Origin of the sequence: Sphingomonas yabuuchiae (assembly GCF_014199595.1) — a bacterium.
Taxonomy (GTDB): Bacteria; Pseudomonadota; Alphaproteobacteria; order Sphingomonadales; family Sphingomonadaceae; genus Sphingomonas; species Sphingomonas yabuuchiae.
Genome location: NZ_JACHNX010000004.1, coordinates 19062 through 35263, shown reverse-complemented (window position 1 = coordinate 35263; position 16202 = coordinate 19062). Strand labels below are relative to the sequence as shown.

The 16202-nt window shown below is 69.4% G+C and carries 4 protein-coding genes; all 4 read left to right on the top strand.

The window, feature by feature from the left end:
* The first annotated feature begins 151 nt into the window (after positions 1 to 151).
* The 4 genes from GGQ89_RS06900 (at position 152) to GGQ89_RS06885 (ending at position 16087) form a co-directional block, all read left to right on the top strand.
* A complete protein-coding gene (locus tag GGQ89_RS06900; RefSeq protein WP_240456584.1) occupies positions 152 to 2437 on the top strand; it encodes a TonB-dependent receptor in 2286 nt (761 codons plus the stop codon).
* Between the two features lie 95 nt (positions 2438 to 2532).
* On the top strand, positions 2533 to 3915 hold the full coding sequence (locus GGQ89_RS06895; RefSeq protein ID WP_240456583.1) for a glycoside hydrolase family 27 protein: 1383 nt from the start codon (positions 2533 to 2535) through the stop codon (positions 3913 to 3915).
* Between the two features lie 49 nt (positions 3916 to 3964).
* On the top strand, positions 3965 to 4942 hold the full coding sequence (locus GGQ89_RS06890; protein WP_184105158.1) for a family 43 glycosylhydrolase: 978 nt from the start codon (positions 3965 to 3967) through the stop codon (positions 4940 to 4942).
* 183 nt (positions 4943 to 5125) lie between these two features.
* The gene (locus GGQ89_RS06885; RefSeq protein ID WP_184105156.1) at positions 5126 to 16087 is read left to right on the top strand and encodes a BapA/Bap/LapF family large adhesin; all 10962 of its coding nucleotides are present in this window, start codon (positions 5126 to 5128) and stop codon (positions 16085 to 16087) included.
* Positions 16088 to 16202: the final 115 nt, after the last annotated feature.

Here is a 16202-nt window from a genome sequence, read left to right as displayed (position 1 = left end):
GCCGCCGCGCCTAACGTAACGATCATGGCGTCAATTTGCCACTGCGCGACGTGACGCCAGCACCGCTCCTGAGCCGACACTGCTTATATTGCAATTGACTCGCATAATCACATATATTAGTCCGCCCCCGCAACGAATTGGGGGGTATGACATGTGGGTTCGGGCGGCGCTGGCCATGATGCTGTCTTCGGTGGCGGCGCCCTGTCTGGCGCAAAGCATGGCGTCGCAGGGCCATGACACGGCGTCGACGGAGGCGGGCAACGACATCGTGGTCATGGGCGAGAAAGCCGACCGGACGTTGCGCGACACGCCCGCCAGCGTCGCGGTGACGACCGGACAGACCATCGTCGACCAAAATATGATCGACATGTACGACGTGCTGCAACGCACGCCCAATGTCGCGATCAATGCCGACCGGACCAGCTTCACCATTCGCGGCATCGATGCCTTCAACGTGTCGGGCGCGGGCGACGGGGCGCTGGCCAGCGTCTATCTCGACGGCGCGGTCCTGCCGCGCGCGGCGCTGAACACCGGGCCGCTCGACCTGTACGACATTGCGCAGGTCGAGGTGTTTCGCGGTCCGCAATCCACGGTACAGGGCCGCAACGCGCTGGCCGGGGCGGTGGTCATCCGCACGACCGACCCCGGCTACGAATGGAACGGCAAGGCCCGAGTGATGCTCACCGGCCCCGACGGACAGCGCCGCGCCGCCGCCGCGCTGGGCGGGCCGATCCTGGGCGACCAGATCGCGTTTCGCTTGGCCGGTGAGATCGCGCGGTCGGACGGCCTGCTCTACAACACCACGCTGCACCGCGACGCCGATCCCCGCCAGTCGGAGACGTTGCGCGGCAAGCTGCTCTTCACCCCCGACGCGGTGCCGGGGCTGCGGATCATCGCGAGCTATATGCACGACCGCCATGTGCGCGGCGCCTATTCCTCCGAATTCGATCCGCCCTATGCCCGCCGGGATCGCATCGTCACCGAGGATGTGGCGACCAACACCCGCGCGCTGAGCGACATCGCCACGCTGGAGGCGCATTATACGCTGGGCGGCGGCTTCGACCTGAGTTCGATCACCAACTATTCCGATGTCCGCGCGCTCTACATCGCCGACCCGGATCGCAACCCCACCCCCGGCCAGTTGAGCCGCACCAGCGACCCCGCCAGGACGGTGCAGCAGGAAGTGCGGCTGGGCATCGACCTGCCCTGGGTGCAGGGCCTGATCGGCGCCTATTATCTGCGCGAGGACAATCGCGACTATCGGTTCGAGGCGACGCAGAATATGAACCTGACGCGGCTGGGCGTCGATCGCCAGTTGCTGGCACTGGGCCTGTCGCAGCCGATGGTGGACATGGTACTGGGCCTTTATGGCGGCGTGGTTCCGATCAGGAACCTGCTGACCCAGCCGCGCCTGACGCGCAATCTGGCGGGCTTCACCGACCTGACCTTCCCGCTGACCACCCGCCTGAAACTGCGCGCAGGGCTGCGCTACGACAACGAACGGCAAATGCGCGGGGCGAGCCAGTCGGTCGCGCTGAACGGCACGCTGCCCGATCCGGCCCGGTTGCCCGTGCCCGCCCTCGCCCCCATCGTCACCCGTCTGAATGCGCTGCTGATGGCGACGGCGGCCGGGGCGACCAGCGTCGATCCGACACGCGCCATCACCTATGACGCCTGGCTGCCCAAGCTGGGCCTGACCTGGGACGTGACCCCCGATGCCTCGCTGAGCGCGACGGCGCAGCGCGGATATCGCGCCGGGGGCGCTGGCATCAACCAGCAGCGCGGCCAGAGCTTCACCTATGCGCCCGAATATACCTGGAATTACGAGGTCGCGTTGCGCTCAGACTGGTTCGACCGCCGACTGAGTTTCAACGCCAATGCCTATTATATCGACTGGCGCGACCAGCAGGTATCGGTGCAGCTGACCCCCGGCGCGGTGTTCGACAGCCAGGTCGTCAATGCGGGCAAGTCGCGCCTTTATGGCTTCGAGGCGGAGCTGCGCGGGCGGCCGACGCGTCACCTCGATCTTTACGCAGGCATTGGGCACAGCCGGACCGAGTTCCTCGACTTCACCGTGCCGATCGGCACCGCGAAATGGTCGGCCACCGGCAACGAGTTTGCCAACGCGCCGCGCTGGACCGCGTCATGGGGCGGCACCTGGCGCAGCGCGGGCGGACTGTTCGCCAATCTCAACGCCACCTATCGCGATGCGGTGTTCCAGAGCACCATCGACCAGACCGTGCGCGACATCCGCCCGATCACGCTGGTCAATGCCAAGCTGGGCTGGCAGGGGCGGCATTTCGGAGCCTATCTGCTCGCCAGTAATATCTTCGACCGGCAGCAGCCGACCTCCTTCTTCACCGATTTCGACGGGCGGGTCCGCGGCACCATGTCGCCGCCGCGCATCCTGGGCCTGAGCTTCGAGGGGCGCTTCTGAGCCGCATTCGATTGTCAGACATATAAAGCCCCCGCCGCCTTGCCATCCGCGTGACACCCCGTAGACCTGTTCGACAAGAAAACGGGAGTGGATGGATGAGCAAGACCGGGGGCGGGATCAACCGTCGACAGGCATTGGTCGGCATGGGGGCCGGCGGCGCGGCGATCACCGGCGGACTGGCCTTGGCCGGCGTGCAGAGCGCGACGGCGGCGGAACGCTCCGGCACGCTGGCGCCGCGCCCGCCCATGGGCTGGAACAGCTGGAACAGCTTTGCGACCACCATCACCGAGGCGCAGGCACGCGAAACCGCCGCGATCATGCGGGCCAAGCTGCTGCCCTTCGGCTATGACGTCTTCACCGTCGACATCCAATGGTATGAGCCCGAGGCGTCCAGCTACACCTATAACGCCGCGCCGGTGCCTGCGATGGACGGCCATGGCCGGCTGATCCCCGCGCCCAACCGCTTTCCCTCCAGCGCGGACGGATCGGGCTTCACCAAATTGGCGGCGGACGTCCATGCGATGGGCATGAAGTTCGGCATCCACCTGATGCGCGGCATCCCCCGGCTGGCAGTGAAGAAGAACCTGCCGATCCTGGGCACCCGCTACCGCGCCGCCGACATCGCCGACACGTCCAGCATCTGCACCTGGAACCCGGACATGTACGGCGTCGACATGACCAGGCCCGGCGCGCAGGCCTATTATGACAGCGTGTTCGCGCTCTACGCCTCCTGGGGCGTCGATTTCGTCAAGATGGACGATATGAGCCGCCCCTATGACGCGCACGCGCCCGAGATCGAGGCCGCGCACAAGGCGATCCGGAACAGCGGCCGCCCGATCATTCTCAGCCTGTCGCCCGGCGAAACGCCGGTGATCCGGGGTCCCCATGTCCGCCGCTTTGCGCAGATGTGGCGCATCTCGGACGATTTCTGGGACGAATGGTCGATGCTGGAAGCGCAGTTCACCCGGCTGGAGAACTGGACGCCCTATCGCGGGCCGGGTTCCTGGCCCGATGCCGACATGCTGCCGCTCGGTCGGCTGGCGCTGGGCAAGCGCGACACCAAGTTCACGCCCGACGAACAGCGCACCTTGATGACCTTGTGGTCGATCGCGCGCTCGCCGCTGATCATGGGCGGTGACCTGCGCTATCTGGACGCCCCCACGCTGGCGCTGCTGACCAACCGCGCGGTCATCGCCGTCAACCAGGCCTCGACCGACAACCAGCCGCATTTCGTTCAGGACGGCGCGCGCATCTGGTCCGCCAAGCCCGAGGATACACCGCAGGATCGCTATCTGGCGCTGTTCAACACCGGCGATAAGCCCAAGGAAGTGGGACTGGCGCTCCACTCTCTGGGGCTGTCGGGGGAAGTCGGCGTGACCGATTTGTGGAGCGGTGCGTCGCTCGACCGGGCGAAAGACCGCTTCGCGCAGACGCTGCCGCCGCATGGCGCGGGGTTGTACCGCCTTCGGGCGCGCTGAGCCCATTAAGCTACCGCATGGGCTGCCCCGAACATGGAGGACCACGACCATGAAGACACTGAGCGCCTTCGCCGCCGGGCTGGCGTTGACCGTCGCGGCGGCGGGGATCGCCCGCAATCCGCAGTTCGAGGGGGCCGATCCCCATGCGATGATGATCGGCGACGAACTCTGGATCTTCCCGACCGGAGGGCCGGGCGGAAGCTGGGCGGCCGACCGTTTCGGCTCCTTTTCCAGCCGGGACCTGAAGACATGGCGGCCACGCGGCGAGTTGATCCGGCGCGACCAGATCGGTTGGATCAAGGATGACGGCGCGCCCGAGCATTTCCTCTGGGCCCCCGGCGTCGCGACCCGGAATGGACGCTATTACCTCTATTACTCGGTCGGGCCGCAAAACCCGACGCCCAGCCGTATCGGCGTCGCCGTCGCCGACCGGCCCGAAGGTCCCTATCGCGACAGCGGCCGCCCGCTGATCACCGGCGACAAAAGGTTCGAGGCGATCGACCCAATGGTCTTCACCGATCGCAGGTCGGGCAAGACCTATCTCTATGCGGGCGGCAGCGCAGGGGGAACCTTGCGCGTCTGGGAACTGAAGCCCGACATGGTGACCATCGCCCGCGAGGTGAAGGTCGCGACCCCGCCGAACTTCACCGAAGGCGCCTTCCTGCACGAGCGCGGCGGTACCTATTACCTGTCCTACAGTCATGGCCGGTTCAATGGCCCCGATTATTCGGTCCACTACGCCACCGCCCCCTCGCCCACCGGGCCATGGCGCTATCGTGGTGCGATCCTGACCGGCGATGCGCGGCATCAGGGGCCGGGGCATCACAGCTTCGTCACGCTGCCCGACGGCCGCTCGCTGATCGTCTATCACCGCTGGGACCGCGCATCCGGCCCCGGCCCGTTCCAGGGTGAGCGGGTCGTGGCGATCGACCGCATCACCTATGCCTCCGATGGCCGTATCCGACCCGTGCGGATGACCGATGACGACGCGCCGGTCCTGCCTGCACGCCCTTTCCGCACAAAATAAGTTAACAACCGTTAACCATCTGAATTAATTCCGAAAACGGTCCGCTCGCATCACTGCCTCCTCTTCGCGGTTAGGATTTGCGCAAGGGGAGGCAGCGTGTCTGCGCAAGGACAGCCATGACCGCGCCCCCCTGCCCGGCACCGCGTGCCGGGGCATGACGACATGCAATGGGAGGAACAGGCCATGCAGACCGAGATCATCGCAAAGGCGACCGGCACCACCACCACGACCAGCGCCAACGTCATCGAATTGAGCGCGCCCAGCGTCGTTCGCCTCAATATCGACCGGTCGCAGGTCGCGGCGATGGAGCGTGAGGGCAACGACCTGATCATCCGCCTGACCGATGGCCAGACCATTCGCATCGACCATTTCTATGACCAGCAGCAGGGCAAGATCAGCGACCTCGTGCTGCGCGACGATCAGGGCAGCCAGTGGCTCGCCAATCCTTCCGCCAGCGGTGCGGGGCGGTTCCGGGCGATCACCGATCTCGACGACCTGATGGGCGCGGCGGCGACCGGCGAGGGCGGCGGCTCGTCCTTCGTCCTGCCCGCCATATTGGGCGTGGCCGGGGTCGGCGGTCTGGTCGCGGCGGTATCGGGCGGCGGCGGCAATGGCGGCAACCAGCCCGGCGGTCCCACCGCCGACACCCAGCCGCCCGCGATTCCCACCGCCAGCTTTACGGCCAACGGCTCGAGCATCCGCGGCACCGGCGAGGCGGGCGCGACCGTCCGCGTGACCGACGGCGCGGGCAATGTGATCGGCACCGGTACAGTCGGCGCCGACGGCACCTTCACCATCCCGGTCAACCCGCCCCAGACCAACGGCCAGCCCGTCACCGTCGTGCAGAGCGATGCGGCGGGCAATGTCTCGCCCCCCGCCACGACGGCGGCGCCCGATATCACGCCGCCCGCCATCCCGACCGCGACGATCACGGGCGACGGCCGCACGGTCAGCGGCACCGGTGAGCCCGGCGCGACCGTGACGGTGCGCAACGCCGCCGGACAGGTGCTGGGCACCGCCGTCGTCGGTGCGCAGGGCGCCTATACGCTGACCCTGACCACGCCACAGGCGAATGGCGGCACGCTGACCGTCAGCCAGGCCGATCCGGCGGGCAATGTTTCCCCCGCCGCCAGCCTGACCGCGCCCGATACCACCCCGCCCGCCGTGCCCACCGCAAGCATCAACGGCGACGGCACCAGCATCTCCGGCACCGGCGAGGCGGGCGCGACCGTCACCGTGCGCAACGCCGCCGGGCAGGTGCTGGGCACCGCGATCGTCGATGCGCAGGGCGGCTATACGCTGCCGCTGACCACGCCGCAGGCCAATGGCGGCACCCTGACCGTCACGCAGAGCGACCCGGCGGGCAATGTCTCGCCCGCCGTCACGCTGGCCGCGCCGGACATCACGCCGCCCGCCGCTCCCGCCGCGACCCTGTCCGCAGACGGCACCACCGTGACCGGATCGGGCGAGCCCGGCGCGACCGTGCGCGTCATCGGCCCGGACGGCCAGCAGATCGGCACCGCCATCGTCGCCGCCGATGGCAGCTATACGGTGACGCTGACCACCGCGCAGACGGGCGGCGGCGTGCTGGTCGTTACCCAGACGGACGCGGCGGGCAATGTCTCGCCCACCACGCAGATCGACGCCGTCGATACCGGCACCATGCCGCTGCCCACCGCCCAGATCGATGCGCAGGGGACAACGGTCAGCGGCACCGGTGAGCCCGGCGCGACGGTGGTCGTGCGCGACGTGGCCGGTCAGACGATCGGCCAGGGGACGGTCGACGCAAACGGCAATTACAGCCTGACGCTGGCCACGCCGCAGGGGAATGGCGAGACCCTGACCGTCGTGCAGAGCGACACGCTGGGCAATGTCTCCCCCACCATCACCCTCACCGCTCCCGACTTCACCGCCCCGGCCGCGCCCACCGCGACCATCGCCGAGGACGGCAGCGCGATCACTGGCACCGGTGAGTCCGGCGCGACCGTCACCGTGCGCGATCCCGCTGGCCAGCCGCTCGGCACCGCCACGGTCGATGCGCAAGGCAACTACACCCTGCCGCTGGGCACGCCCCAGACCAATGGCGGGACGCTGACCGTCACGCAGAGCGATCCGGCGGGCAACACCTCTCCCGGTGCCTCGGTCAGCGCCCCCGATACCACTGCTCCCGCCGCCCCCAGCGCGACTGTCGCGGGCGACGGCAGCGTCATCACCGGCACCGGCGAACCCGGCGCGACCGTCACCGTCAGCGATGCCGCCGGACAGCCGCTTGGCAGCGCCACGGTTGATGCGCAGGGCAACTACACCCTGCCGCTGACCACGCCGCAGGCCAATGGCGAAACCCTGACCGTCACGCAGAGCGATCCGGCGGGTAACACCTCGCCCGCCACGACCATCAGCGCGCCCGACATCACTGCGCCGACCGCCCCGACCGCCACCATCGCGGGCGATGGCACCAGCATCACCGGCACCGGCGAACCCGGCGCGACCGTCACCGTCAGCGACGCAGCCGGGCAGCCACTCGGCACTGTCACGGTCGACGCGCAGGGCAACTATACCCTGCCGCTGACCACGCCGCAGGCCAATGGCGAAACCCTGACCGTCACGCAGAGCGATCCCGCAGGCAACACCTCGCCGGCCACCAGCGTCAGTGCGCCCGACATCACTGCGCCTGCCGCGCCGGTCGTCACCGTAAGTGCGGACGGCACGCAACTGACCGGCACGGGTGAGCCGGGTGCCACGGTGCAGGTCGTCGATGCGGGCGGCCAGCCGGTCGGCACCGCGACGGTCGGCAGCGACGGCAGCTTCAGCCTGCCCCTTCCCACGGGTGTCGCCAACGGCCAGACGCTTTCGGCGATCCAGACCGACGCGGCGGGCAATGCCTCGCCCGCAACTGCGGCGGTCACGCCCGATCTCGTCGCCCCCGCCACCCCGGTGGCGACGGTCAGCGCGGACGGCACCAGCATCACCGGCACCGGTGAGCCGGGCGCGACCCTGATCGTACGCGCGCCCGACAACAGCGTGCTCGCCACCGTCACCGTCGCCGCCGATGGCAGCTTCAGCGCGCCGCTCGCCACGCCGCAGGCCAATGGCGAAACACTGTCCGTGACGCAGGCCGATGCGGCGGGCAATGTCTCGCCCGTCGCCACCGTCACCGCGCCCGACATCACGCCCCCCGCTCCGCCGGTCGCCATCCTGTCGGCGGACGGCTCGGCGGTCTATGGCAATGGCGAGCCGGGTGCGACGGTGCGGGTCGTCGATGGCAACGGCACGCTGCTCGGCGATGCGGTCGTGGCGGCGGACAGCAGCTATACCCTGACCCTGACCCCGCCGCAGACCAGCGGCCAGACCCTGTCGGCGGTGCAGACCGATCCGGCGGGCAACCCGTCGCAGCCCGCCACCGTCGCGGCGCCCGACCTGACCGCGCCCCCGGCCCCGATCGCGACCATCGCCGCCGACGGCACCAGCGTGACCGGCACCGGCGAGCCCTTCGCCACCGTCCGCGTGCGCGCTGCCGATGGCTCGGTGATCGCGACGGTGACGGTCGGCGCGGACGGCAGCTTCACCACGCCGCTGTCGCCGCCCCAGGCCAATGGCGAGGCGCTGTCGCTCGACCAGACGGATCGCGGCGGCAATCTGTCCCCCACCACGCCGCTGACCGCGCCCGACATCACGGCCCCCACCGGCCTGACCGCCACGATCAGCGGTGACGGCGCAATCGTCACCGGTTCGGGCGAAGCGGGCGCAACTGTGACAATCCGCGATGCGAACGGCGCGGTGCTGGGCACCGCCACGGTCGCCGCCAACGGCATCTACAATGCGACGCTGACCACGCCGCAGACCAATGGCGAAACGCTTCAGGTGACGCAGGCCGACGCGGCGGGCAATATCTCTGCGCCCGCCAGCGTCCTCGCACCGGACACCACCCCGCCGCTTGCGCCGACCGGATCGGTCGTCGATGCGGGCGCGACCCTGTCGGGCACCGGCGAGCCGGGCGCGACCGTCACCATCCGCGCCACCGACGGCACGCTGCTGGGTAGCGGTCAGGTGGCCCCCGACGGCAGTTTCGCGGTGACGCTGAACCCCGCCCAGGCCAATGGCCAGGCGCTTCAGCTGATCCAGACCGATGCGGCGGGCAACGCCTCGCCCGTCGTCGCGGTGACCGCCCCCGACATTACCGCCCCGACCGGGTTGACCGCCACGATCAGCGGCGACGGCAGTTTCGTGACCGGCGTGGGCGAGGTCGGCGCGACCGTCACCGTCCGCGATCCCGATGGCACGGTCATCGGCACCGCCGTGGTCGGCACGAACGGCAGCTATGCCGTGCCGCTCACCCCTGCGCAGATCGACGGCGAAACGCTGCAGGTGACGCAAGCCGATGCGGCGGGCAATGTCTCCCTGCCGCTCGCGCCCGTCGCACCGGACCTGACCACACCGCTTGCGCCCGTCGGCACCATTTCGGCGGACGGCACGCTGGTGACCGGCACGGGTGAAGCAGGCGCGACCGTCACGGTGCGCGACGCCGCCGGTCAGCCGCTCGGCACGGCCACGGTCGCCGCCGACGGCAGCTTCTCGGTTCCGCTGGCGAGCGCACAGCTCAACGGTCAGATACTGTCGGTCGTCCAGGCCGATGCGGCGGGCAATGTCTCGCCGCCGCTGGCGCTGACCGCGCTCGACACCACCGCACCGATCGGGCTGACCGCCAGCGTCGACGCCACCGGCATTATCGTCAGCGGCCAGGCGGAGGCGGGCGCGACCATCACCGTTCGCGCGCCCGATGGCACGATCATCGGCACTGGAACGGCGGGTGCCGGTGGTGCCTATGCCCTAACCCTGACCACCCCGCAGCTGAACGGTCAGGTCCTTCAGGTGACGCAGGCGGATGCGGCGGGCAACACCTCTCCGCCCAGCCCCGCCACTGCGCCCGACCTGACAGCGCCGCTCGCACCGCTGGGCACCGTCTCGGCCGACGGCACGCTGGTGACCGGCACGGGCGAGCCCGGCGCGACCGTCACGGTGCGCGACGCCGCCGGTCAGGTGCTGGGCACGGCGCAGGTCGCCGCCGATGGCAGCTTCTCGGTCCCGCTGGCGAGCGCACAGCTCAACGGTCAGATCCTGTCGGTCGTCCAGGCCGACGCGGCGGGCAATGTCTCGCCGCCGTTGGCGCTGACCGCGCTCGACACCACCGCACCGATCGGGCTGACGGCCAGCGTCGACGCCACCGGCATCATCGTCAGCGGCCAGGCGGAGGCGGGCGCAACCATCACCGTGCGCGCGCCCGATGGCACAATCATCGGTACCAGCACGGCGGCGGCCACCGGCGACTATGCCCTGACCCTGACCACCCCACAGCTGAACGGCCAAGTGCTTCAAGTGACGCAAGCCGATGCGGCGGGCAACACCTCGCCGCCCAGCCCCGCCACCGCGCCCGATCTGACCGCACCGCTCGGCCCCGTCTTCGCGCTCGACGGCACCGGCGCCAATGCGACCGGCAGCGGTGAGGTCGGCGCGACCGTTACCCTGCGTGACGCCAGCGGCACGGTGATCGGCACCGGCCAGGTCGGCGCGGACGGCAGCTTCAGCGTGCCGCTCAACCCCGCCCAGGCCGATGGCGGCACGGTCAGCGCGACGCTGACCGATGCGGCGGGCAATGTCTCTATCCCCGCCATTGTCGCGGCCCCCGACGTCACCCCGCCCGCAGCGCCCGTGGCGGCGCTGGATGCGACGGGCTCCATCGTCACCGGCCAGGGAGAGGTCGGCGCGACCGTCATGGTGCGCGACGCGGGCGGTGCCGTGCTCGGCACCGGGATCGTCGGGCCGCAGGGCGCCTACACCGTCATCCTGTCCGCGCCCCAGCTCGACAGCCAGATACTGCGCGTTACCCAGGCGGACGCCACGGGCAACGGATCGCTCGCGACCACCGTGACCGCGCTCGACCGCACGGCCCCGGACGCACCAGTGGCGACCGTGTCGGCCGACGGAACGGTGATCAGCGGCGCGGGCGAGATCGGTGCGACGGTGACGATCACCGACCCGGTCGGGCTGGTCCTCGCCACCGTGCCGGTGAACCCGGACGGCAGCTTCAGCGTGACGCTGACCACCGCGCTGACCAACGGGCAATTGCTGACCCTGACCCAGGCGGATGCGGCGGGCAATATCTCCGCCGCCGGTACTGCGACCGCACCCGATCTGATCCCCAACGACACGCCCGGCGCCCCGACCGCGATCATCGCCCTCGACGGTGCGAGCGTCTCGGGCACCGGACAGGTCGGCGCCGCGATCATCGTGCGTGATGCGAATGGCGCGGTGATCGGCAATGCGCAGGTCGCCGGGGACGGCACCTACACCGCGACGCTGACCACGCCGCAGCGTGACGGCGAGACGGTGCGCGTGACCCAGACCGATGCCGAAGGCGATGTCTCGCCCCCCGCCACCGTCATCGCCCCCGATTTGACCGCCCCCGATGCGCCCACCGCCATGATCGATCCGACCGGCTCGCTGGTCATGGGAACCGGCGAGGTCGGCGCGACGGTGCGGGTCCTCGACGCCAACGGTGCGACGCTCGGCACCGCCATTGTGGGCGCGAACGGCGCCTATGTGGCCGCGCTCGTCACGCCGCAAGTCGACGGCCAGCCGCTGACCGTCGTGCAGAACGACGCGGCGGGCAATGGCTCGCCCGCATTCCCCGTCATCGCGCCCGACCTGACCGCCCCGCTCGCGCCCATAGGGGTCGTGTCGGGTGACGGCACCAGTCTGACCGGCACCGGCGAGGTCGGCGCGACCGTCACCATCCGGGGCGCAGGGGGTGCGGTACTCGGCACCGCCATCGTCGATGCGAACGGTAATTTCACCGCACCGCTGACCCCGGCACAGGCGAACGGCCAGCTCGTGACGCTGATCCAGGCGGACGCGGCGGGCAATGTCTCGCCCATCGCGCAGGCCACCGCGCCCGACATTACCGCGCCCATCGGCCTGAGCGCCGCGATCAACGGCGCAGGGAACCTGGTCACCGGCATCGGCGAGGCTGGCGGCACCGTCACCATCCGCGACGCGGGCGGCACGGTGCTGGGCACGGCGGTCGTCGCCGCCAACGGCACCTATGCCGCGATCCTGACCCCGGCGCAGCTCAATGCGCAGGTCTTGCAGGTCACGGAGGCCGATGCGGTGGGCAATGTCTCGACGCCCGCCACCGTCATCGCGCCGGACCTGACCGCACCGCTCCCCCCCATCGGCACCGTATCCGGGGACGGCACCACCCTGACCGGCACCGGCGAGGTCGGCGCGACCGTCACCATCCGCAGCTTGGGCGGTGCGGTACTGGGCACCGCCGTGGTCGATGCGAACGGCAATTTCGCCGCTCCGCTGACCCCGGCCCAGGCCAATGGCCAGATCGTGACGCTGACCCAGGCGGATGCGGCGGGCAATGTCTCGCCGCTTGGCCAGGCCATCGCGCCCGACATCATTTCGCCCATCGGCCTGACTGCCGCGATCAACGGGGCGGGCAATCTGGTCACCGGCGCGGGCGAGGCGGGTGCTACCGTCACCATTCGTGACGCGGGCGGTACGGTGCTGGGCACGGCGGTCGTCGCCGCCAACGGCACCTATGCCGCGATCCTGACCCCAGCGCAGTTGAATGCACAGGTCTTGCAGGTGACCCAAGCGGACGCGACGGGCAATGCCTCGACACCCGCCACCGTCATCGCACCGGACCTTACCGCACCGCTCGCGCCCATCGGCACGGTGTCGGGCGACGGCACCAGCCTGACCGGCACCGGTGAGGTCGGCGCGACCGTCACCATCCGGGGTGTCGGAGGCACGGTCATCGGCACCGCCATCGTCGATGCGAACGGCAATTTCACCGCTCCGCTGACCCCGGCCCAGGCCAATGGCCAGATCGTGACGCTGACCCAGGCGGATGCGGCAGGCAATGTCTCGCCCCTCGGCCAGGCCGCCGCACCCGACATCACCGCACCCGTCGGCCTGACCGCCGTCATCAACGGGACGGGCAGCGTCATGACCGGCACCGGCGAGGCGGGCGCGACCGTCACCATCCGCGATCCCGGCGGCACGGTAGTGGGTACCGCCATCGTGGCGTCGAATGGCAGCTATGCGGCGACCCTGACCCCGGCGCAGCTCAATGCCCAGTTGCTGCAGGTGAGCCAGGCGGATGCGGCGGGCAATGTATCGACGCCCGCCACCGTCATCGCGCCGGACCTGACCGCCCCGCTCGCGCCCATCGGCACCGTGTCGGGCAACGGCACCACCCTGACCGGCACCGGCGAGGCGGGTGCGACCGTCACCATCCGGGGTCTGGGCGGCGTGGTCATCGGCACCGCGCTGGTCGACGCCAACGGCAACTTCACCGCAACGCTGAACCCCGCCCAGGCCAATGGGCAGGTCGTGACGCTGACCCAGGTCGATGCGGCGGGCAATGTCTCGCCCCTCGCCCAGGCCAGCACGCCCGACATCACCGCGCCCGTTGGGTTGACCGCCGCGATCAACGGCGTCGGCACGCTGGTCACGGGTCAGGGTGAGGCGGGCGCGACCGTCACCGTGCGCGACGCGGGCGGCAACCCGATCGGCACCGCCATCGTCGCGGCGAACGGCAGCTATACGGCCACGCTCACCACGGCGCAGGCCAATGGCCAGACGCTGACCGTCACGCAGGCCGATTCGGCGGGCAACACCTCCCTGCCCAGCCCGCTGATCGCGCCGGACATCACGCCACCGGCCTTGCCCGTCGCCACGATCAACGGCACCGGCACGATCGTCACCGGCTCGGGCGAGCCCGGCGCGACGGTGCGCATCCTCGGCGCGCAGGGACAGCTGGTCGGCAGTGCGATCGTCGATGCGAACGGCGCCTATACCGCCACGCTGATCATCCCGCAGGCCAATGGCCAGGCGCTGACCGTCACGCAGGCGGACGCGGCGGGCAATGTCTCGCCACAGGCACCATTGGCCGCACCCGACATCACGCCCCCGGCGACCCCCACCGCCGCGATCAACGCCACGGGGACGATCGTCACCGGCACGGGCGAAGCCGGTACCACGGTGGAGGTGCGCAACGCGGGCGGCACCGTCATCGGTACGGGCACCGTGGCGGGCGGCGGCACCTATGCCGTCACGCTCGCCACGCCGCAGCTCGCGGGCGAGACGCTGAACATCGGTCTCCGCGACGGGACGGGCAATGTATCCGGCACGGTCACGGTCATCGCGCCCTTCGACATCAGCGCCTTCGACAATGTCGCCGCCGCACAGGTCGACCTGGTGCCCGTGCAGACCAACGAAACCCTGGGCAACGCCAACTACACGGCGCTCGTCTCGCTCGGGCTGGTCAATCTGAATGCCCAGGTGCTGGCCATCCCCAATGTCCAGTTCACGGTGCAACAGGGCCATACGCTGGATGCGACCTTCACCTATGACGCCACCCTGTCGCTGGGTGTCGCCAGCGGTTATTCGGTGGTGCTCCAGCGGTTCAACGGCACCAGCTGGGTCGCGGTGAACGGCGGCGGCAGTTCCTCGCTGCTGGAGGTCAGCCTGCTCGGCGGCAATCTCGTCGCCACCGCCGATGATCTGGCACCGGGCCAGTACCGGGCCTTCGTCACCTTCGACAATACGGCGGGCGTCGGTCTGCTCGGCGGGCTCAGCGTCACCGGCGTGGACTCCGACTTCACCGATGTCGGCCAGATCGTGCCCTTGGTGACGAACGGCAATGTCATCACCGATCCCGGCCCCTTGGGTCAGGTCGATGCGGTCAGCCCGCAGACCCGCGTCGAAAGCGTCACGCTGAACGGGGTGACGACCACCGTCACCGGCAATACGCAGGTGGTCGGGCAATGGGGCACGCTGATCATGGGCAGCGACGGCCGGTACAGCTACACCCCCAATGCCGATGCCGCCGTGCTCGGAAAGACCGACCGCTTCACCTACACCCTGTTCGACGCCAGCGACGGCGAGCGGGAGAGCGCGACGCTGACCATCTCGATCGGCAGCCCGGACATCATCGGCGCGCCGGTCGCGGTCAACGACGTGGCGACCGCCGCTGCGACCTTCGTCAATGTGGTGGAAACGCGCACCCCCACGGTCGACTCGTCGTTCGCGACCCCGACGGCCGCCGTGCTGACCGGTTCGCGGACCGGTCAGATCACCGACAGCTTCACGGTCGATGCGAACAGCCGCGGAAACATCACCCTGTCCGCCGTGATTGCGCCGGGCCTGTCGGTCGTGCCCAGCTTCACCATCACCGTCACCAATGCGGCCGGTACCGTCGTCGGCTCCCAGACCGGCACCGCGCTGGCAGGGGTTGGCGGACTGATTGGCTCGGGCATCAGCGTGACGATGAACAACCTGCCCTCGGGCACATACAACTACACCGTCACCAGCACCAACACGGTGGGGCTGGGCTATACCACCGACGTCTATGTCGGCGGGACGATCACCCATCTCGATCAGTTCACCTTGTCGGGAACCACGCCGACCAGCGGCAATCTGCTCGCCAACGATACGCTGGGCAGCGATTTCCTGGGCATCAAGATGCTGGTCGGCGGCACGTTCGTGGACATCGGCGATGCGGGCCGCACCCTGACCGGCACCTATGGCACGCTGACCATCAGCGAGATCGGGCAGTACACCTACCGACCCTTCGCCAACCTGGGCTATGCCGCGACCGATCCGATCGACCGCTTCACCTATCAGATCGTGCAGCCCGACGGGCAGGTATCGACCGCGCGGCTGGACGTGGCGATCGATATCAACAACGGCGTCGCCCCCGTCTTCCCGACGACGCTGACCGCCTTCGCGCTGGAGGATCCGGTGCAGGTGCACAGCGACGTGGTGCCGATGACGCTGGCAGTCGGTCATGACGCGGCGCCGCTGTCCCTGGATCAGGCGGATGCCAAGATCGCGCTGTCGCTGATGGAGGACCAGGGCAGCGTCGAGGATGTGCTGTCCCGCTATCTCGACGCGCAGAGCCCGGCAGCCGAACCGCTACCAAGCGAATCTCTTGCCGACACGGGTGACTCTGCCGTGATGCCAAGCGCTTCGGACATCAGCGCCCAGGACCCGGTGACGCATGACCCGCTGGGCTATCTGACCGTTTCGGTCGATCCCGAACAGGAAAGGTTGGCAACCCTGCATCTGGTCTGACCATCTTGCGCATACATCCGAAAGCGGAGTTGATTTCGGACGCCGAAGGGGTTTCCCTTCGGCGTCTAATCTCTTTTTGTTTAAATAGTTTAGTCAGCCTCTTTGTCAGGAGAGG

What these genes read in the sequence shown, in the direction of transcription:
- GGQ89_RS06900 (WP_240456584.1), top strand. Translation starts at nt 152, where the DNA reads ATGTGGGTTCGGGCGGCGCTGGCCATGATGCTGTCTTCGGTGGCGGCG.
- GGQ89_RS06895 (WP_240456583.1), top strand. Translation starts at nt 2,533, where the DNA reads ATGAGCAAGACCGGGGGCGGGATCAACCGTCGACAGGCATTGGTCGGC.
- GGQ89_RS06890 (WP_184105158.1), top strand. Translation starts at nt 3,965, where the DNA reads ATGAAGACACTGAGCGCCTTCGCCGCCGGGCTGGCGTTGACCGTCGCG.
- GGQ89_RS06885 (WP_184105156.1), top strand. Translation starts at nt 5,126, where the DNA reads ATGCAGACCGAGATCATCGCAAAGGCGACCGGCACCACCACCACGACC.